The following is an 18716-nucleotide window of genomic DNA, read 5'->3' on the forward strand; positions in this document are numbered from 1 at the left end:
CGGTAAGCGTAGGTGGCGTGACGTCGCTTACGCCCGGGTGGACTTGGTGGCGGGGCCGTTCACGTGGTGCTCAGGCTCGGATAGTATTCCCGCCAGCTTCTGCAACGCCGGAAGGCTGGCTTGGATGAGTGCCCGTTCCTCGGGGGTGAGTCGCTCGCTGGCACTGTCCAGAACGCTGGCCCACACCCCGTCCAAGAGGGCCTTGATCCTCTTGGATTCGGGCGTGGGGTGTAGGGAAACGTAGCGCTTGTCCGATGCGTCTTTTACGCGCGTGACCAGCCCGGCAGCAACCAACTCACGGAGCTGGACACTGACATTGCTGAGTTGGCGTCCCAGGCGTGCAGCGACTTCCGCCACCGTGACGCCCGGGTGGCCTTCCACCACGCGAAGAATTTCCAGGACGCCGTTTGAGATGGGTGGCAGGCCGGTCTCATTGAGTGACTTGCGCCGGATATCTGACGAAATGTCAATCATGCAGACGGCCAACGCCGCAAAGTTCACTGGCTTTTCTCCCATTCGTCAAGCATAGGTGGGGCGCATCGCCGGCCCGTCTTGCTCGCGGTAGGTAGCCCGCCCTAGTCATTCATCCTTTTGCCCGAACAGGCGCCGCATGCCTCCGCGCGCCAGCATCAGGACGATGATGAGTGCAGTAACTGCGAAGAATCCGCCGAGCTGAACGGCGTCACCAAAGGCGAACGCCACCAGCTCGAGAACCAGGAACTTGCTCCCTGGCAGGATAAGGAGCAGCGCCACGATGCTAATGACCCGGACAACGACGGTCTTCCCGCCCCGAATTCGCCCCACGATCTTTTTCTTGGCGAGCAGCACAATCTCAAGCACGATCTTGAGCAGGATTGCCGTCAGCAGGGCCAGTAGGAACGACTCGGAAATAACAGCCGGGAGTAATTGGATAAAAACGCCCAACACCACCAGATAGACCAGGACATCCACAAGATCGATCGGGCGGATCCGCATTCGGTGAGCGTACCAACCATGGAGATGATGGCATAGGGATATCTGCCAGCACGTTCCGATTGCTAGGCTGGACTCATGACCCGTCGCCTAGCCGCCCTGTCCGCCGCCCCGTTGTTGTTGCTGCTCGTCGGGTGTGGAGCCGTGGAGGAAGCTGCCACAAACGCTGCCAGCGACGCCGCCTCGAAGGTGGCCACGGCCGCCGCCGATGAAGTGACCAAGCAGGTCTGTGCTGTAGTTCAGGACGGCTTGGTCAGCGTTCAGGACAAGCAACTCCTAGTCGGCTTGGTCTCGGCCGCCGAAGCTGCCGGTGTCCCCGCAGAGATTACGACGCCGTTGAACCAGATCGCGGAAGCAGGAGACGAAGTGCCGGCTGAGTCAGTCCAGGCACTGAAGGACGCCTGCGCACCGTAGCTGCTGCTTCGCTCAACCTTCCTCCGGCGTGCACCTAGATCCGGGTGAGATCTCGACCTTGCTGTTGAGGTGATCCCCGCTCATGCCCCGGCAGTGGTGGCCGCCTTGGATACATAGGCGTGGCCTGTGGGTGTGCTGATCTGGAGCGTGTGGCCGCCTTGTTTGTCCCCGGTCACGCTCTTGCTGTTCCAGCCGGGGTTTTCTTTGGTGTGGTTGCAGGCTTCGCAGAGTCCTGCGCCGTTGTTAGGTGTGGTGGTTCCGCCGGAGCGCCAGGGGAGCACATGGTCGATGTGCCGGATGGGCGCGTCGCAGTAGGGGGTGCGGCAGGTGTCGTCCCGGGCCTCGATGAATCGTCGGAGACGGGGCGGGAAGAGTCGGGCTGTGGAGTCCATGCTCAATAGTTCGCCCGTTCCGGGTGCGGTGTAGAGCCGCCGGAGCCACACGGTGAAGTCGCGGTCCGGAACTGGTGAGCCCGCCCGGCCGGTCGCCAAACCACTTGCTTCGCCTTCCTGACTGGTCGCCAAACCACTTGCTTCGCCTTCCTGACTGGTCGCCAAACCACTGGCTTCGCCTTCCTTACGTTCACCAACCTGATGTTCACCAAGCTGACGTTTACTACCCTGAGGTTCACGAAGTAGTTTCCTGGCCCACTGGGCCGGGACGATTCCATAGCCTTTGAGCCGGGCCGGTTCGCTGTCTGCCTGAAACAGGGTCCGGTCCGTCATCACGAGATCGAGGTTGATGCCCGCGACCCCGCCCGGGGTTCCGGTAACGCGTTCGACCAGGGTGTCAGCCATGACCTGACCGCGGGAACGGGAGTCACCGCCGGCCCGGGCAGTATCAGCCTCACGGGTCAGGGCCGCATACGCCGCGACGCCTTGGGCCACTGGCAGGAGGGCGGTCAGGTAAGTCATGGTGTCCGGGGCGGGTCGCAGGCTCACGGTCCGTTCAGTGGCTGCGTGACTGGCGCGTTGGGCCACCGAGCGGGGATCACGACGATACGCGGCAGCCTTGACCGCGGCGATGATGGCCCGGTCGCCCTTGCCTTCGAACGTCCCCCAATCGGGGGCGAGTTCCTCATCCACCGCGCACCGGTCCTCCGCGGACAGGCACGCTGTTTCCTTCACCAGCAGCATGGCCCGCCATTCATTGAGCTGGCCTGATTCCAGGGCGGCCAGGGTGCGGGGCATCTCCGTCACCAACGCCCTCGCCAAGCCCAACAACCGGGGACCCTTATTGGGAGACTCCCTCCGAGCCAACGCCAGCTGCGCCCCGACACCCTGACCCTGCTCGGACGCAGGAACACCAGCAGCGGCCTGCTCGGCCCGCTGCGCATGATCAAAGGCCACAGCAGCCCGCGCCTGCAGGCCGGTGATGGCGGACTTCAGCTCCTCCAACCCCCGGAGCTGATCAATCAGCTCGCCACTGGAGCCGGCAAGCGGAACAGAGCCAAGGAGCGCAATGAGGTCAGACACCCGGGGCGATGAATAGCCTGGCAGAGGCCCCGTAGCAGGGAGTGCGGAGTGGGAGTGCCCGGGTAGTGCTTCCCAGGCGCGCCCGAGCTCATCATCGTGTGACGGCGTCTGCGTGGCCCGGATCTGCTCCATGCTCCAACTCTTCCAGCACGCAGCAGGCGCTATAAGACCACAACTTCCGTATGTGGAAACCACGCCCTATGTGGAAAACAGTGCCCGTGCGGAAAACAGTGCCCTGGAGGAAAACAAGTGCCCGGTCGGCAAAGAGTTGAGATCTCGCCCCTCAGCGGTCGCTCGCAACTCCAACTCCAGCCCCAGCCATCACGCTCCTGGCCCGCACCGTGACGGCTGCCCCGAGAACTAGAGCAGCAGCAACAGCCGCGGCCACCGCCGTCGGGAATGACTCGGGTGCGTCGGCGCTGCGGCCCACGGTGATCCACAAGAGGCCCCACGCGATTGCAGCCGCCAACGCGAGCCGGCCGTGACCCTTGATTGCCAAAGCGATTCCAACCACGGCTACCACCACCAGCACAGCCACGGACCAAATTTCGGGACGCAACCCAAAGCCCTGAAAACCAGATGCCTTCAGAGCCGCCGCGATGTTGGCGCATGTGGCCACACTGACCCAGCCCAGATAGAGGCCCAGGGTCCCGTCCACCACCACAGCTTCAAGCCAGGAGCCAGCGCGGGTCTGGCTGTAGCGGAGGAATGCCACCACGAGCGTCGCCAGCAGGGCCAGGATCACCACAACACTGACCAAAAGAAGACCCGCCTGCACGGACAGGATCCACGCCGCATTGAGAATCATGGACGCCGCAACCATCCAGCCAAGGGAGCGCTGCCGTTCCGAGGACCGCTGCGAGGGCAACCACTGCCACACCGTGTAAGCAACAAGCCCGGTGTACACCACGGACCATATGGAGAAGGCAGGCGTGGCTGGCGCCAGCAGGGTTGAGTCCGCGGCTAGGGCGCCGCCGGCGGCCTGCGCGATCGGGGTCCCGCCAAAGACTCCGACGCCGATCATGGAACCAACAATGCAGATCACCAAGCTCACAGTGACTGCGATCTGCCGCCGAAGATCCGGGCTTTGGGTTGCCATGTGCAGTGCCTCTTTCCTGGTGCTATACGGGGGTGGGATGTGCGGGGTCATGCATTCAGGGGGTACGTGACTTACTATCAAATTGCTAGTGAAACGAGCTTTACGCTTATCGAAGGAACACGGGATGGACGCTCAAAGTCACGCAAAGGGCTATTGGTACGGCAAGGACCCTGGTCAAAAGGCCATAGCCATCGACGTGCTGAACGCCCTGCGGGATTACCGTGCTTCCGAGCAAGCGATGCGGCGCAGGACGCGTTCGTCCATGGGCATGGGCGAAAAGGACCTCCTGGCGCTGCGCTATCTGTTCGAAGCCGAGGCCGACGGCAAGGTGATGAAGCCGAAGGATCTGGGCGACAAGCTCGGCATAACGTCGGCGTCCATGACAACCCTGATCGACCGTTTGGTGGAGTCCGGCCATATTCGGCGGGAACCCCACCCCACCGATCGCCGTGCACTGATCCTGAAGGCAACGCCTGGCTCGGACCAGGAAGTACGGCATACCTTGGGCGGCATGCATCGGAGGATGCTGGATGCGGCCTGCGCTTTGACCCCCGAAGATTCCCGGGTGGTGGTGGGCTTCCTGCAGCACATGCGGGAAGCACTCGACACGATCGATGACGAGACTGAAGACGGTGCGCATCCTGAGGGGCCCGCCCAGTCATGACGTGAGGCTCCACTGCAGGATGAAAATAAGCGTCACCAGGAATCCTGAACCGTAGTTAAGCCAGATGAACCGCCGCCATGCCACATTGGTGCGTGCCGCCGTCGTGTCCGTGACGTTCCAATAGCGTGCGCAATTGATGATGTAGGGGACGGCGATGATCGCCGCGAGCGGTCCGGGCCACGGAGTGGCCAGCATGGCCAGTCCGGCAACCAGCCAGAGCACGACGGCGAGCCTCACCGTCCGGCGGGCGCCGATGACTGTTGCTATGGAGCCGATCCCGGCCTGACGGTCGGGTTCGATGTCCTGGACGGCGCCGAACGCATGGGCCGCCATACCCCACAGGAAGAACGCCACAAGCAGGACCACCAAGCCGGGTGTCACGTCCGCCCCCGCCAAGGCCAGTCCGACGACGGCGGGACTCACGAAGTGCGTACTGGACGTCAGCGAGTCCAAGACAGGGCGTTCCTTGAAGCGGAGTCCTGCGACGGAGTAGGCCACCACGGCGAAGGCGCTGACGGCCAGGCTGATCCATGCCGCAGGCCCGCCGGCGAATGCCAACACCAGCAGGAAGGGAACGTTGGTGATGGCTGCGAGCCACAGCATGGGGCGATGGAGCCTCGGCTGGAGGAGCGCGCCTTCCATGCCGCCTTTGCGCGGGTTTTTGAGGTCCGACTCGTAGTCGAAGACGTCGTTGATCCCGTACATGGCCAGGTTGTAGGGGATCAGGAAGTAGAAGGTGCCCACGATCAACACCCAGTCGATTTCCCGCGTGGTGAGGAGCATGGCCGCGGCAAACGGGTAGGCCGTGTTGATCCAGCTGACCGGTCGTGATGCGAGTAACGCCTGTGGGATAAGGCCTTTGAGGTTACCCCCACGGTTGGATTCTCCGGAACGCTTGCGCGTCAGCCACATCCACAGACCAGGCAATGCCACGGCGCCGGCCAAGGGGTAGGCGAAGTCCTCGATGGGTGCCAGGCCTACTTTGAGGCCAAGGATGTGTGCGGAGTCGTAGTGGAAGAGTTCCATGCCGATCATGACGGAGTCGAACACCGCCGTGAGGACGGCGAGCGCAGCGAACGCGAGGCCAACGGCTTTCCAGTGTTTGCCGCTTTCACCAGGACGGGCGCCCTGACGAGCAAAGATCACACCCGCGGCGACTGCCGCGGCGATGAAAGCGAGCGCGAGCCACAGGTAGGTCATACGTTCTCACGCTCCCGTGCTCTTTCACTGCGTTTGGCCGGAGTCCGGTCAAGAAGCTGCCGTGCGCCTGTGTACAAAACCATGGTGCACAGCACCAGGAAAAGCAGGAATACGGGTTCCTCTATTGGCAGTTCTGGTGCCAGGAGCAGCCCGGTGGCGATGGTGCCTTCGCCGCGCAGAAAGATCCCCAGGCCGATGCCGGCCACGTCCCAGCCGAGCAGGAACAAGACCCCGACGGCGGTCACGATCGCCGCCGCTTTTGCGTCCCGCCAGAAGAACAGGCGGAAGCGGTGGTCGAGCAGAAGCATGCAGGTGATGCCCATGAGTAACGACGCCAAGTAGAGAAAACCCATCAGCCAATCCTGCTAGCTACAGGCCTCACAGTGGTAGGGCCGGTGCTGTGATCGCCGCGGATTCGCTTCAGGACCAGCTCGGCACTGATGAGGCACATGGGCACGCCCACGCCTGGAGCGGTAGTAGCCCCGGCGTAGTACAGGCCGCGAACACGCTTGGAAGCATTCTGGGCCCGGAACATGGCGCTTTGCTTCAGGGTGTGTGCCGGTCCCAGCATGCCGCCGCGCCACGAGTTGTAGTCCCGGGCGAAGTCGGCCGGTCCGATGGTGTGCCGGACCACCACTCGTTCGCGGAGATCCGGGATGTTGGCCCACTGGGCGATCTGGTCGATGGCGGCGTCGGCGGTCCGTTCGATGAGTTCGTCGCCTGCGCCGTCGGGTCCGCCTGCTCCCAGCGAGGGGTCGGCGGGGATGGGAACCAGAACAAAAAGATTCTCGTGGTCCTTGGGTGCGACGCCGGGGTCGGTGGCGCTGGGTTTGCACACGTAGATGGAGGCGGGATCCGGGATGCTGGGGTCGTCCCCGAAGATTGAGGCGAAGTTGGCCTCCCAATCCCGGGTGAAGAACAGGGAGTGGTGGGGAAGATCCGGCAGGGAACCTTTCACGCCCAACATCACCAGGACTGCGCCGGGCCCACTGGTCCGGCTCTGCCAGTACTTCTTGTTGTAGCTCCGGTCCTGGACTCCGAGTAGTTGTGTCTCGGTGTGGTGGAGGTCGGCGCCGGATACTACTTGGTCGGCAACGCTGTAGTGCTCCGCGCCGGAACTGTCGCGCCACTTGACGCCGGTGACTTCCCTGCTGTCTTTGCCGGTAAACCATGCAGGAAGTTCCAGGCCGTCAAAGCGCCCGATCTTCTTGGGGTGGGCCGCCTCGCGGGTGGTGATCTTGAGGGCTTCGGCCCCCGTGTGGATCCTGACTCCCGCGTCGATGGCCAGGGTTTCCAAGCGTTCAACCAGCGCCCAAAAACCGCCCATTGGGTATTGCACGCCGTCGCCCAGGTCCAAGGCACTCATGAGGTGGTACATCGCCGGAGCAGCGGACGGGCTGGTGCCCAGGAAGACCGCCGGGTAACCGAGGACCTGGCGAAGGACGGGGTGCTGGAAGCGCTGCGAGACGTATTTGTCCAAGGGCGTCAGCAGTAGCTGGGCGAGCTTGGGCAGGCTCCGCACAACGTCCGGTTGAAGCAGTGCCTGCAGTTTGGTGAACGGGTTGTAGAGGAAGAACCGTTCAGCCATCTTTGTGGTGTGTTGCGCCGAAGCGAGGTAGGAACGGAGTTCCTTGGCGCTGCCGGGCTCAACGCTTTCGAAAGTGCCCAGAACCTGGTCGCTGCCAAGGGGGATGGTCAGCGGGTCCGGCCGCACGCCGTCGTGGTTTGGCTCGCTGAAGATCCGGTACGCGGGACTGAGCGTGCGCAGATCCAACTGTTCGGCGGTGCTGGTGCCGAGCAGCTCAAAGAAGTGATCGAAGACGCCCGGCATCAAGTACCAGGAGGGGCCGGTGTCCCAGCGGAAGCCGTCGCGTTCGAGGCTTCCGGCGCGGCCACCCACTTGGTGGCGTTGTTCGAGGAGCTGGACCTCGTGTCCTTCGTGGGCGAGGAGTGCGGCGGTGGCAAGCCCAGCGATGCCACCACCGATCACCACTGTCCGGGTCATCGCTGGAGCTCCATCCATGTTGAGGCGACGGCACGGGCGGCGAGCCCGGCTTTTACCGTGTCCGGTACCCGGACCCGGGATCGGTAGAGCTCGTCCACAGTGGTCTGCTCAATTCTGTCCGTCAGTGCCTGGAACAGTGCTGAGGCGCTCCGGACGGCGGCCCTGGCGTCACGCGGCAGCAGGGGAATGACGGCGTTGGCATCGGCCAGCTGCGCACGGATGGTGCGGACCCATTCCATGCGCTCGCGGTCCTCAAGATGGTCCGAGGTGCCAAGGTAGCTTCGGCCCAGGCGGGTTGTGTCGTCGGCCAGGTCCCTCAGGAAATTGATGTTCTGGAAAGCAGCACCCAACCTGCTGGCGCCGTACTCCAAAGCCGCGGCGTCGCCGTCGTCGATGCTCTCATCCCGCATGAAGACGCGCAGGCACATCAGCCCCACCACCTCGGCGGAACCGTGAACGTAGCCGTCGTGGGCGTCGGCGTCGAAGCGCAGCGGGGCCTGCTGTGGGGCCTGCTGTGGGGCTACAACGGGCGAGCCTTCAGTGTGCTCGCCAAGGTCCATGCGCATGGAGTCAAAGAACGGATCGATGAGCGAGTCATCAATCCTTGCGGTGCGGGCTGTCTGGGCGAACGCGTGGATGATGAGGTCGCTGCTGTAGCCGAGCTGGACGGCCCTGTGTGTCTCGTCAATGAAGTGGGTCAGGGCGTCGCACTGCTCCTGGTAGCTCAGGCCGGCTTCGGCCGTCACTCCGTCAACGAGTTCGTCGGCCACCCGCACCAGGGCGTAGATGTTGCGGACGTGCTGGCGGTGCCGGGAACCCAGGAGCCTGCACGCCAGGCCAAACGAGGTGGAGTAAGCGGAGATGACCTGGTTGGCGGCACGTTCGGCCGTGCGGGTGAAATGCGTGAATGAGGTATCCGTCGCGACGCTCATGATTGCCGCCCCTCCAGCTGTCCCGCGAGATCGAGCATCACGTTGCGGACACTTTCCGGGATGGTGCTGGTCAGTTGATGGTTGAATGCCTGCATTTGTTCCTCGATGAGGCTTTGGACAAATGCCTCGGCCCCGCAGTCGGTGAGATGCCGGCGGACATGCTCGCCGTCTCCGACGCTGAGTTCGGGCCTGCCGAAGAAGGGTTGGATATCCGTCCACGCGATGGTGGTCCGTGCGTGGGCGATGATGGCCGTTTCCTTGCCTTCGCGGAGGTCCGAAAAGGGATCCTTACCGTGCCGGCGAGGATCCCCGAAAGTGGACAGGAGGTCGTCCTGGAGTTGGAAGGCGAGGCCAAGATGCCTGCCGGCTGTTGCCAGCGCATTTTCGATCCCGAAGTCGGCGCCGGCCAGCGTAGCGGCGGCTCGTAGCGGAAGTTCGAACGTGTAGGTCGCTGTCTTGTAGCCGCACATCACCAGGATGGTCTGGAGGTCCGGGGCAATAATGCCGTCGCCCAGGCCCACGTCCAATTGTTCGCCCGCTACGGTCTCGTTGATGGTGTGTTCCAGGAGGTCCAGCAGCCGCAGGCGGAGCTCGTGGGGGAGGTCTGCGCGGGCAAAGGACTGGTGTGTGGCGGCAAGGAGCATGTCGCCCATCAGGATGCCGCCGGTCTGGGCCCAATGAAGGCCGTTGCCGGATCGGGCGCTATCTTCGCCGGTGGTTTGGGCGCCGGCGGTTTGGGCGCGGGCGGTTTCGCCGGCTTCGGCGAGGAGGGATCCGATCAGGTTGGGGTGTCCGCGGCGGACGAGGTCGCCGTCGATCACGTCATCATGCAGGAGGAAGGCGTAGTGCAGGAGTTCGATGGCGGCGGCGATGCTGATGGCGGTTTCGCGGTGGCGTGGTTGTGCGGAACGGCGGTGTTCCTGCTGTAGGGCGTCGTAGGTCTCCATGAGCAGGAGCGGCCGAACGAACTTGCCGCCGAGGACGTTCTGGCCGGCGAGCGCCCAGAGTCTGGCGAAGTCCGGTCCGTAGGCTGTTGCTGCGCTGGCCCTCTTGCCGATCAGCCCGCTGAGCTCGTTCTCGATCGCGGTGCAGAGATCGGTCCGGCCACGGACGGTGTTTGAGGTGACGGTCATGCTTGGGCTCCAGCTTGGAGTGGCAAGGCGTCGGCCTCGAGGAGCTGAGGGAATTGAAGTCCAAGCCAGGGGCTGAACGCGGCCGGCGTGTGTTCAAGCGCGTCGGCGAGCAGCGCAGGCGAGATCCAGGCCCAGTCCGCAACTTCGGCGGGATTTGGCTTCAACACCCCGGCGATGCGGGCTGTGTATACGGGGCAAACTTCATTCTCGACGATCCCCAGGGGGTCTACGGCCCTGTAACGGAAGTGCGGGAGGACCAGGTCAATCCTGGTGACGTCTACTCCGAGTTCGAACTGTGCCCGCCTGAGGATGGCGTCCTCGAATTCCTCGCCGGGGCCGGGGTGGCCGCAGAAGCTGTTGGTCCACACCCCGGGCCACGTCTTTTTCTCGGGTGAACGGCGGGTGAGGAGAACTTCCCCGACCTCGTTGAGCAGGTAGCAGGAGAATGCCAGGTGGAGGGGGGTGTTGAGTGTGTGGACTCCTGCTTTGGGAGCCTGCCCAATGGGCGTTCCTTCGTCGTCAAGGAGGACTACCATCTCTGTCGCGTTCATGTTGCGCCTTCCTCCACACCTTCGTTTCTGCCTAAACCTGAATATTGCTAGACAAGCTAGAAGAAAGGCTACCATGTAGGAAGTTAGGTGTAACATACCAAACATGTCCAGATCTGAAGATATACCCGAAGAAGCCGGGACCCCGGTATCTGCCGGCATTTATCATCTGGACGCCAATGACCCACATAAGGAACTGGTGGATCGCTCCGGCCTTTCCGGCGAGGACGTTGAGCAGATCAGCGAGCTCATGGCAGCGCTGGGACGGCTGCGCGAGGCCGAAGAACGCCTCTCCGACGCCTCGCTCAGATACATGAAACTCAACCAATCGGACATGCGCGCACTGCACTATCTGATTGTCTGCGCCAATCACGGTGTTATTGCCACACCCGGCGCCATCGCGTCCAGATTGCACATCTCGACGGCGTCAACCACCAAGCTGCTCGACCGGCTGGAACGCGCCGGGCACGTCACACGACACGCCCACCCCTCCGACCGCCGCGCGCTCGCCATCGCCATTACTCCCGAAACGCACGCGGCCGCCATGAAGACCGTCGGCCGGCAGCAAGCCAAGCGGTTCCTGGCCGCAGCACGCCTCACCCCCTCCGAACGGAAGACGGTTGCGCGCTTCTTGGATGACATGGCGCAAGAGATCGAGGTTTCCGGTGAAGCGTGGGCTGGTTCTGGGGCGCAGCCCGGGGTTTAGGACGGAACCCGGCACCAGTGCTGGACGCTCAGTTCAGGAATCTCAGTACAGGAAGATCGGCAGCCAGTCCCTGTTGTGCGCATGAACCAGCGCGAGGAACAGCACCAAGTCGAAGAGCAAGTGCACGGACACCACGTAGGTGAAGGATTTGGTGAGCTTGAACGTGTAGCCCTGGAGCAGGGCGAAGGGAAACGTCAACAGCGGACCCCACGACTGGTAGCCGATCTCCCACAGGAATGACGAGAACACCGCTGCTTGCAGGAGGTTGGCCAGCCAGTCCGGAAAATGTTGGCGCAGCAGGGTGAACGTGGTGCAGATGAAGAACAGTTCGTCCCAGATTCCCACGGCGTTAACGCCAAGGAAGAGCCTCCAGAAGATCTCCGGATCGGAAGCATCCGGCCAGTTTTGGTAGACGCCCGTCCTGATCAGGTACACCGGCAGGATGAAGTACCCGAGTGCAACCACGCCTATGAGGTACAGCTTCGCGGCCAGCGGCCACTTGCGGCCCGTGTTCACCGGGAATCTGATGATGTCTTCCCGGTAGAGGAACCGCGACACGAGCCACGGCAGCAGCACAGCCAACGCCAGGGCGCCACCCATGAGTGCCATGTGCTCTGTGCTGAGGTCAGCGTTGAGGGGCACCAGGCTGAAGATGGTCATGCCGGCCGCGATCAAGGCGAGGTGCCGCATCAGCCGGTGGTCGATGAACGCCGCAGTCAGTACGCTGGCCACCAGCAAGCCGTAACCGAGCAGCCCGTTACCCAAGGCAAAGAGCGGCACGCCGGACAAGGAAAGCAGCGCCGCTGGCAGCAGCTTCCAGGTCAGGGCGGTCCGGGGCAATTCCATGGACATGGTTGTCACCCCTCCAGCATGTCAGGGGTTCGTGTCCGGCAACATGTTTTCCCTCGTCAGGAGTCATCCCGGTGTCTCAGGTGCAGCGATTCGTCTGTAAGATTCGTGACAGGGCCCACATGTTTTCGTGGGGCCGGTCATGGCTGGCTTTGCCCAGTGGGGGACACACAAAGGAATAATTTATGGCTCAAGACGCGGGCTCTTCACGACCGGAAAGCGGCGACTCCACAAAGGGTGACGCTGAGGCATCACCGGCCGGAGAAGACATGACCATGCGCGAACAAGTGCTGGACATCATCGAATCCATCCTTGCCGACAGCGATGCGCGGAGCGAAGGCGTCAGGAACAATCTTCGCGCGCTGCTTGATGCACGCCCCGAAGACCCGGAGCGCGTTCTGCTGGAGCACTTGCTGGGGACCCGCAAGACGCAGGGCTCAACGGCCAAGGTACCGGTCCAGCGTGAAGCAGCCAGCCTGCACTTGGAGTCCTCGGACATAGCCCGGACCGTATCGGTCCCCGTCAGTCATGAAGTCCGCGAAGGTATCCAATCCATCCTCGCGGACAAGCTCCTGTTGACAGCCTTCCAGCCTGTTCACGCGCTGCCCGGCGGCGAAGTGGTGGGTGTGGAGGCGCTCACCAGGTTCGTCGGTGAAGATGGCGCCGGTGCAGATGTGTGGTTCAACGAGGCAGCGGCAGCCGGCTTGGGCACAGAACTCGAAATTGCGGCACTGCATTGCGCCCTGACGGCCGCACACGATGTCCCCGAAAACATGTCCGTTGCGCTGAACCTCACTCCCGCAACGTCCAGCGACCCCCGTGTGCGGAACCTGCTGGCCGCGGCGACGCTCGCCCCGGACAGGATCATTATTGAACTGACGGGCAGTTTGGACGTGGTGGGAGGGCAAACCGGCGCCGACGGCCTGGGCCCTCTGCGCGCCTTGGGTTTGCGCCTGGCCATCAGCGCGTCCGGAGCCGCTCTGGTTTCCATGGAACGGATTGAACAGCTGCGCCCGGACATCATCAAGCTGGATCGCCACTTGATTGAAGGTATTGAAAGCAACGACGGCCAAAAGACACGGGCCAGGGCCATCGTGGAGCTCGCGCGGGAGATCGGTGCGGACATCATCGCGGAAGGCATCGAAACGGCCGCCGAACTTGATGAAGTCACTGCGTTGAAGGTGACGGCAGCGCAGGGGTACCTCTTGGGCCGCCCCTCCGTTCACCCCTTGGACTGGTCCGCGTGGAGCATCCGTGCGCAGACCGAAGCACAGCCCGCAGGCTAGCCAACTGCCCGGCATTTGGGTGACTCGCGTAAAGTAGCATGCGGGGGTTTTTCGGTCCCAAAAAATCGGGGACTGCTAAGGCAGGGACCCACCTAGCCAGGAAGTTCTTCGTTGATGGACAGTTTTTTCAGTATGCTCGCGGATCTTCGCGATAAAACAATCCCAGCGAGGTTGGCGGCACGCATGAACTCCCCGCGGGGCCTTCTGTGGGGCTTCGTGGTGATTCACCTGGTGTTTCTGGTCTTCGCCGCCGTGCTGTCGTTGCGCGGGGAGGCCTTCAGCGACACCTTTATCTACCGTGACTGGGCGCTCGCAGGATTCAACGATGCCAACCTGAGCGGTGGTCCCAGCCCCTGGGTGTACCCCATCCTGGCGCTGATTCCCATGGGCCTGGCAGCAGTTGCCGGCCCCGGCCCTTTCTTCTTTTTGTGGGTCCTGCTCACCACGCTGTTGAACGGTTGGGCGGTCCTCAAGCTCACTGACCGCGGCCGTCGGCAGGAAGCAATCCCCGCTGCCTGGTGGTGGCTGGTCTTCGTCTTCCTCATGGGCTGGTTGGGATTCGCCCGTGTTGACGGGCTGACTGCCCCCATAGTGCTGGTGGCACTGGTCTACGGCGCCACACGGCCCTTCGTCGCGTCGATCCTCCTCAGCGTCGCCACCTGGGTGAAGGTGTGGCCCGCGGCCGTCATGCTGGCCCTGTTCGCGGTGGTCAGGAAACGCCTGCACGTTGTGGCGGCAGGAATTGCGACGACGGCGGTGGTGGTTGGGCTGGCCGCGGCAGTTGGCGCCGTGCCCAAATTGCTGAACTTCCTGACACAACAGGGAGACCGTGGCATGCAGCTCGAAGCGACCTTCACCACTCCATGGTTGTGGTTGTCGGTCCTCGGCGTCGGGGATTCGCGCATGTACATGAACACCGACATCAACTCCATGCAGGTTGACGGACCCGGTACAGCGTTCATGTCTGTGCTGATGCAGCCGCTGCTGCTGTTGGCCGCGGCCGCCGTCGCCGGTTTGACCTTCTGGGCATTGCACAAGGGAAAGCTCAGCGGAGGCGTGGACCGCACGGAACTCCTCCTTTCAGGAGCCCTCACCCTGGTGACCGCCTTCATCGTTTTCAACAAGGTGGGTTCACCACAGTTCATGGTGTGGCTCGCTCCGGCCGTGGCTGTGGGACTTGCGCACAACTGGAAAGAGTGGCGCGTGCCGGCCACCATGCTGATAGTGATCGCGGTTGCCACCTACTTCATTTATCCGCTCTTCTACGATGCGTTGAGCCACAACAATCCGTGGATGGCGCTGGTCCTGACTATCCGCAACGTGCTACTGGTGGTCCTCTTCTTCTGGTCAGCGCGTCGCCTGTACTCGCTGGGCCGTAAGCCATCCGAGGTCACTGCACCTGCGGGCAAGGAGCACTAAGATTTCCGCGACGTTCTTTGACCGGATGGTCCATCTCCGCAGCCGGGTCCTGCCCCCTGCCGTTGTAGCGTGGTTCGCCCGCCCCTCCAGTGTGTGGTGGGGATTCGCTGCGGTCCACTTCTACTTCCTGTGCTGGATGGCGTCCTTCTTCCTCAGCGGCAACACCTTCAGCGACACCGAGCAGTACCGCCAGTGGGCCATGGAGGGTTACAACCCGGAGAACCTCAGCGGGAAGATCAGCCCCTGGGTTTATCCTGTGCTGGCCCAGATACCCATCTTCCTGGCAGGGATTGCCGGTCCGGATCTCTATCTCTTGATGTGGACCCTGGGGATCACTGCCCTCAACGCCCTGGGCCTCTGGTACCTGACGCGCGGCCCACGGCGTGTTACCGGGATCGCGCCCGCATGGTGGTGGCTGTTCTTCACCGTGTTCATGGGGTATCTCAGCTTTGCCCGGGTTGAGGGCATCACAGCCCCCATCGTGCTGATCGCGTTGATCTGCGCAGCCCAAAGGCCCGTTGTTGCGTCCGTCCTGCTGAGCATCGCGACGTGGATCAAAGTGTGGCCGGCAGCAGTGCTGGCACCCATGATCATTGCTTCGAAGAACCGGCTGCAGATGGTCGCTGCCGGGGTGGGCGTCACCGTCGTCGTAGGCCTTGGAACGTACCTCGCCGGTGGCTTCAGCCACATCCTGGACTTCTTGATCAACCAGGGTGAGCGCGGCATGCAACTGGAAGCTACTTTCTCCACGCCCTGGGTGTGGCTCAGTGTCTTCAACATTGCCGGATCCAAAATGGCGGACAATACGGCCATCAACTCCACGGAGGTTTACGGGCCCGGTGCCGAGGTTGCTGCGTTCCTGATGCAGCCATTGCTGATAGTTGCCGCTATCGCGGCCGCCATCCTTCTCATCCGTGCCTTGAGGCGGGGAGCGGAGCGCGAGGAACTGTTCCTCGAGGGCGCCTTGATGATGACTACCGCGTTCATCGTGTTCAACAAGGTGGGCTCGCCGCAGTTCATTATCTGGCTGGCCCCTGTGATCATTGCCGGGCTGACGCACGACTGGAACCGTTGGAAGGTGCCGGCAGCCTTGCTGATGGCCATTGCCATGACCACGTTCGTGATTTATCCGCTGTTCTACACCCCGCTCATTCACGCCCACCCGGTCATGGCTGCGGTGCTGACCACCCGGAACGTCCTGCTGGTGGTACTGCTGTGGTGGTCGGTGCAGCGGACAGTGGAACTCGGGCGGCGAGTAAAGCACGACGACGCCCCGGTGGTCCCGAAAGCGCTCTAGCGGATAGTCGGAGGGCGGTGGAGCAGGCGACGGTCAGTCTGCCCCACCCAGCGCGATAACTTGCCTTGAACCAGCAGCCTGCGGGTATGGATGTCCAGGAACACCAGGTAGAACGCGAATAGCAGCGCAATGGCGAATGCCAGCGAGGACAGGTCCACGGAGACCTCCACAAAGGACCATACCGACAACTGATCCTGCGCTCCGAACACCACAAAGAACGTCACCCCCACGTAGAGGCACCGCATCTGCCAGTCATCCCTGATCCCCGTCACAGCCAGGAACGGGACGAACCACAGGATGTACCACGGCTGGATGATGGGGGAGAGCAGCACGATCGCCGCGAAGGCAAGCGCCATTCTCCGAACCACCCTGGAATGGTCCCCGCGGAACATCAGCACCAGCACCAAGGCCACAGCGCCCCACTTCATGGCGGCTCGCAGAATGTCCGCCATGGCATTGCCGGGAAGCCCCAAGGCGTTGCCGAGGAACTCGATCTGCTGGCCTATGAAGCCGGACGGCGAGTAGCCCGTAAAGCCCGGGGTGGGATCCGTGATAGCCCACGCCCAGCCCAGCCCCAGGCCATAAGGGACACCGCTGACCACCAGGATGGCGAAGCTGATGCTTGCCGTTGCTGCCCAGATTCCGAACTTACGCGGCCAGGAGGCCCCTGCGCCTGCCCACATCAGACCAATGAAGGGCAGCAACAGAACGGTGGCCGGTTTGATCCCGATGGACAGTGTCACCAGCAGGATGCCCAGGAGAGGCCGCTTGGTGGCCGCGAAGTAGGTTCCCGCAACGGCGAAGCCCACCATGATGGCGTCGTTGTGGGCGCTGGCCACGAAGCTGATGAGGAAGAGTGGATTGGCCACCGCGATCCAGAGCGCCCGAGCACCGTTGATGCCGTGCAGCTCCGCGAGCTTGGGCACATAAATGACGCACAACAGCACCCCGCCTGCGGCAAGTAGCCGGAACAGCAGGACTGATACGTCCGGTTGGGCGCCCGTGATGGCAACCACCGCGTGGGCCATCCACAAGAAGTACGGCCCGTACGGAGTACGGGCTTCCGCCCACGCCGGGTCCGCGCCCAAGGCGAACCAGTTGTTCAAAGCCGAGATGCCGACGTCGTAAGGGTCCTGGCCCTCCATCATCAGCCGGCCTTGGCCTATGTACGCATAAACGTCACGCGAATAGACGGGCACAGCGAACAGCAGGGGAAGCGACCAGGCTCCGATCGCAGCGACAATCGGTTTGAGGGAGTTCCCCTCCCAGCTGCCCATCCGTTGGCCCAAACGCAGCCAGGAACGCACCAGCAACATGGCACCCACGGTCAAGAGGACAGCGGAGACCGTGACGCCCCAGCCCTCAGTGCGCAGGGCAATGACTATGGGATGGCGGATCATGGGGGAGCCATTGGCGATCCAGCCGATGCCAATAGAACCGGCAAACATGAACAAGGAGCCAAGGAACCCTTGCAAAATAGCGGGATACGCAACGGGCTTTGTTGCTGGTGTTGTTGGTTTCGGGGACTTGGTAGCAGTGGAGGTAGACGGGCTTGCTGCTGCTGAGGTCTCTGGATGTGGACTGGGGGTACTGCCTGCCGTCATGACTGGTCGGTTCCCCCACTCACGGTATGGCGCTTCCAAGAAATGAAACGCGGATTGAAGCCGAAGAGCTTGTACTTGCGGCAAGTGAAATTTTAGCGTCGATCCAGCCAACACCACCACAGGCGCGGCAAAGGGTGACGGACTCCATAGCCGTGCACCGTTATGCCGCGGAATATTCCCCTGATGTCATGACTGCTGAGGAATGGTCCCCGGGTCCCGGCCTATATATGCTCCTGGAGGCATGCTTGCTCCGAATACGGGGCCTGGCTCCGGCCGCTTTGCGTGCCGCCCGTCGTCGGCCTTTCGCTGCGTCAAGCGGCGCACCACCCACGGAAACAGGTGCTCCCGCGCCCAGATCATGTCGCCCGCGCGCGCCTCACGCCAGTTCCGCTCAGGCAGGGCCTTGGGCGTCAGCGGTTCCAGGGAATGCGGGACGTTGAGTGAATCGAGCACCATGATGGCAATGGTGTGTTGACCCAGCGGGGAAAAATGTAGCCGGTCCGCATTCCACATGCGGGGGTCCGTGAGTTGGCGTAATGCCCAGAGGTCGGCGATCAGGGCATCATGCCGTGCCGCAACGACCCTGATGTTCTCGTTGAAAATGGCCACTTTGCCGCGGGCGAGCCCCAGCACAGGGGTAGCGCCAAAGTCCGGCCCGGCAAAGAGCAGGATGGTTGCGCCGGTAGCTGCCAGCCGCTCAACACCCGCGTCCAGCTCGAGGGCGAGCTTGTCCGGATCGCTCCTGTGGAAGAGGATGTCGTTTCCGCCGGCGTTGAGGGTGATCAGATCAGGGCGCAGCTCGATTGCCGGGCCCACCTGCTCGTCGAGTATTTGGTGGAGCAGCTTTCCGCTGATGGCCAGGTTGGCGTAGGCGAAATCCTCATGACCAGTGCTCAATTCCTCGGCAACCCGGTCCGCCCAGCCTCGGAGGCCGCCGGGGCTCCGCGGTTCGGGATCCCCCAAACCTTCCGTGAACGAATCGCCCAAAGCCACATAACGGCTCCACGGGTGCTGGCCGGTCCGGAAACTTCCGGAACCGGCCTGCCCCGAGCCATCCGTATATTGGGCGTTCATCTCCCCATAGTGCGCCGAATCATCGGGTTTTAGTACAGT

19 protein-coding genes are annotated in these 18716 nt (G+C 62.8%); 6 read left to right on the forward strand and 13 right to left on the reverse strand.

Annotated elements, in window-relative coordinates; translation table 11 throughout:
• Positions 1 to 27 precede the first annotated feature (27 nt).
• Together HAV21_RS06525 and HAV21_RS06530 are read right to left on the reverse strand one after the other, a co-directional pair.
• Positions 28 to 516 (reverse strand): MarR family transcriptional regulator, encoded by a 489-nt coding sequence (locus HAV21_RS06525; RefSeq protein WP_166841117.1) that lies wholly within the window; start codon positions 514 to 516, stop codon positions 28 to 30.
• A 63-nt stretch (positions 517 to 579) separates the two neighbouring features.
• On the reverse strand, positions 580 to 975 hold the full coding sequence (locus HAV21_RS06530; RefSeq protein WP_166841118.1) for a hypothetical protein: 396 nt from the start codon (positions 973 to 975) through the stop codon (positions 580 to 582).
• A gap of 75 nt (positions 976 to 1050) precedes the next feature.
• Here HAV21_RS06530 and HAV21_RS06535 point away from each other — a divergent pair, with 75 nt between their 5' ends.
• Positions 1051 to 1386: a hypothetical protein gene (locus tag HAV21_RS06535; protein ID WP_166841119.1), complete on the forward strand. Its 336-nt coding sequence runs from the start codon at positions 1051 to 1053 to the stop codon at positions 1384 to 1386.
• A gap of 80 nt (positions 1387 to 1466) precedes the next feature.
• On the opposite strand, the gene HAV21_RS06540 is transcribed toward HAV21_RS06535, so the two are convergent.
• Together HAV21_RS06540 and HAV21_RS06545 are read right to left on the reverse strand one after the other, a co-directional pair.
• A complete protein-coding gene (locus HAV21_RS06540) occupies positions 1467 to 2993 on the reverse strand; it encodes an HNH endonuclease signature motif containing protein (protein WP_166841120.1) in 1527 nt (508 codons plus the stop codon).
• Positions 2994 to 3144: 151 nt separating this feature from the next.
• A complete protein-coding gene (locus tag HAV21_RS06545) occupies positions 3145 to 3960 on the reverse strand; it encodes a tryptophan-rich sensory protein (RefSeq protein WP_166841121.1) in 816 nt (271 codons plus the stop codon).
• Between the two features lie 124 nt (positions 3961 to 4084).
• On the opposite strand from HAV21_RS06545, the gene HAV21_RS06550 reads away from it, so the two are divergent.
• On the forward strand, positions 4085 to 4624 hold the full coding sequence (locus tag HAV21_RS06550; RefSeq protein WP_208096357.1) for a MarR family transcriptional regulator: 540 nt from the start codon (positions 4085 to 4087) through the stop codon (positions 4622 to 4624).
• On the opposite strand, the gene HAV21_RS06555 is transcribed toward HAV21_RS06550, so the two are convergent.
• From HAV21_RS06555 to idi, 6 genes are read right to left on the reverse strand one after another with little or no spacing between them, the layout of a single operon-like run.
• Positions 4619 to 5824, reverse strand: coding sequence for a prenyltransferase (locus HAV21_RS06555; protein ID WP_166841123.1), 1206 nt, complete (start codon positions 5822 to 5824; stop codon positions 4619 to 4621). The two genes, HAV21_RS06550 and HAV21_RS06555, sit on opposite strands and share 6 nt — an antisense overlap.
• Positions 5821 to 6177, reverse strand: coding sequence for a lycopene cyclase domain-containing protein (locus HAV21_RS06560; RefSeq protein ID WP_142937005.1), 357 nt, complete (start codon positions 6175 to 6177; stop codon positions 5821 to 5823). The genes HAV21_RS06555 and HAV21_RS06560 overlap by 4 nt, the downstream gene beginning before the upstream one ends.
• Positions 6177 to 7829, reverse strand: coding sequence for a phytoene desaturase family protein (gene crtI, locus HAV21_RS06565; protein WP_166841124.1), 1653 nt, complete (start codon positions 7827 to 7829; stop codon positions 6177 to 6179). Before crtI ends, HAV21_RS06560 begins: the two co-directional genes overlap by 1 nt.
• Positions 7826 to 8761: a squalene/phytoene synthase family protein gene (locus HAV21_RS06570; RefSeq protein ID WP_166841125.1), complete on the reverse strand. Its 936-nt coding sequence runs from the start codon at positions 8759 to 8761 to the stop codon at positions 7826 to 7828. Before HAV21_RS06570 ends, crtI begins: the two co-directional genes overlap by 4 nt.
• Positions 8758 to 9894: a polyprenyl synthetase family protein gene (locus HAV21_RS06575; RefSeq protein ID WP_142937002.1), complete on the reverse strand. Its 1137-nt coding sequence runs from the start codon at positions 9892 to 9894 to the stop codon at positions 8758 to 8760. The genes HAV21_RS06570 and HAV21_RS06575 overlap by 4 nt, the downstream gene beginning before the upstream one ends.
• Complete coding sequence (gene idi, locus HAV21_RS06580) at positions 9891 to 10445, reverse strand: isopentenyl-diphosphate Delta-isomerase (protein WP_166841126.1); 555 nt, start codon at positions 10443 to 10445, stop codon at positions 9891 to 9893. Before idi ends, HAV21_RS06575 begins: the two co-directional genes overlap by 4 nt.
• Positions 10446 to 10548: 103 nt before the next feature.
• Here idi and HAV21_RS06585 point away from each other — a divergent pair, with 103 nt between their 5' ends.
• Positions 10549 to 11148 carry a MarR family transcriptional regulator gene (locus tag HAV21_RS06585; RefSeq protein ID WP_166841127.1) on the forward strand — a complete coding sequence of 200 codons (600 nt, stop codon included), beginning with the start codon at positions 10549 to 10551 and terminating at the stop codon, positions 11146 to 11148.
• Positions 11149 to 11190: 42 nt separating this feature from the next.
• On the opposite strand, the gene HAV21_RS06590 is transcribed toward HAV21_RS06585, so the two are convergent.
• Positions 11191 to 11994 carry a CPBP family intramembrane glutamic endopeptidase gene (locus HAV21_RS06590; protein WP_166841362.1) on the reverse strand — a complete coding sequence of 268 codons (804 nt, stop codon included), beginning with the start codon at positions 11992 to 11994 and terminating at the stop codon, positions 11191 to 11193.
• A gap of 188 nt (positions 11995 to 12182) precedes the next feature.
• On the opposite strand from HAV21_RS06590, the gene HAV21_RS06595 reads away from it, so the two are divergent.
• From HAV21_RS06595 to HAV21_RS06605, 3 genes are all read left to right on the forward strand, one after another.
• The gene (locus tag HAV21_RS06595; protein ID WP_166841128.1) at positions 12183 to 13283 is read left to right on the forward strand and encodes an EAL domain-containing protein; all 1101 of its coding nucleotides are present in this window, start codon (positions 12183 to 12185) and stop codon (positions 13281 to 13283) included.
• A gap of 114 nt (positions 13284 to 13397) precedes the next feature.
• Positions 13398 to 14702, forward strand: a complete 1305-nt coding sequence (locus HAV21_RS06600; RefSeq protein WP_166841129.1) for a glycosyltransferase family 87 protein — start codon at positions 13398 to 13400, stop codon at positions 14700 to 14702.
• A 25-nt stretch (positions 14703 to 14727) separates the two neighbouring features.
• The gene (locus HAV21_RS06605) at positions 14728 to 15999 is read left to right on the forward strand and encodes a glycosyltransferase 87 family protein (RefSeq protein ID WP_166841130.1); all 1272 of its coding nucleotides are present in this window, start codon (positions 14728 to 14730) and stop codon (positions 15997 to 15999) included.
• Here HAV21_RS06605 and mptB read toward each other — a convergent pair.
• Positions 15996 to 17603: a polyprenol phosphomannose-dependent alpha 1,6 mannosyltransferase MptB gene (mptB, locus tag HAV21_RS06610; protein WP_166841131.1), complete on the reverse strand. Its 1608-nt coding sequence runs from the start codon at positions 17601 to 17603 to the stop codon at positions 15996 to 15998. The genes HAV21_RS06605 and mptB overlap by 4 nt on opposite strands.
• A 186-nt stretch (positions 17604 to 17789) precedes the next feature.
• Complete coding sequence (locus HAV21_RS06615) at positions 17790 to 18677, reverse strand: SGNH/GDSL hydrolase family protein (protein WP_142936994.1); 888 nt, start codon at positions 18675 to 18677, stop codon at positions 17790 to 17792.
• Between the last annotated feature and the right edge of the window lie 39 nt (positions 18678 to 18716).

Source organism: Paenarthrobacter sp. MSM-2-10-13, from assembly GCF_011605365.1.
GTDB lineage: Bacteria > Actinomycetota > Actinomycetes > Actinomycetales > Micrococcaceae > Arthrobacter.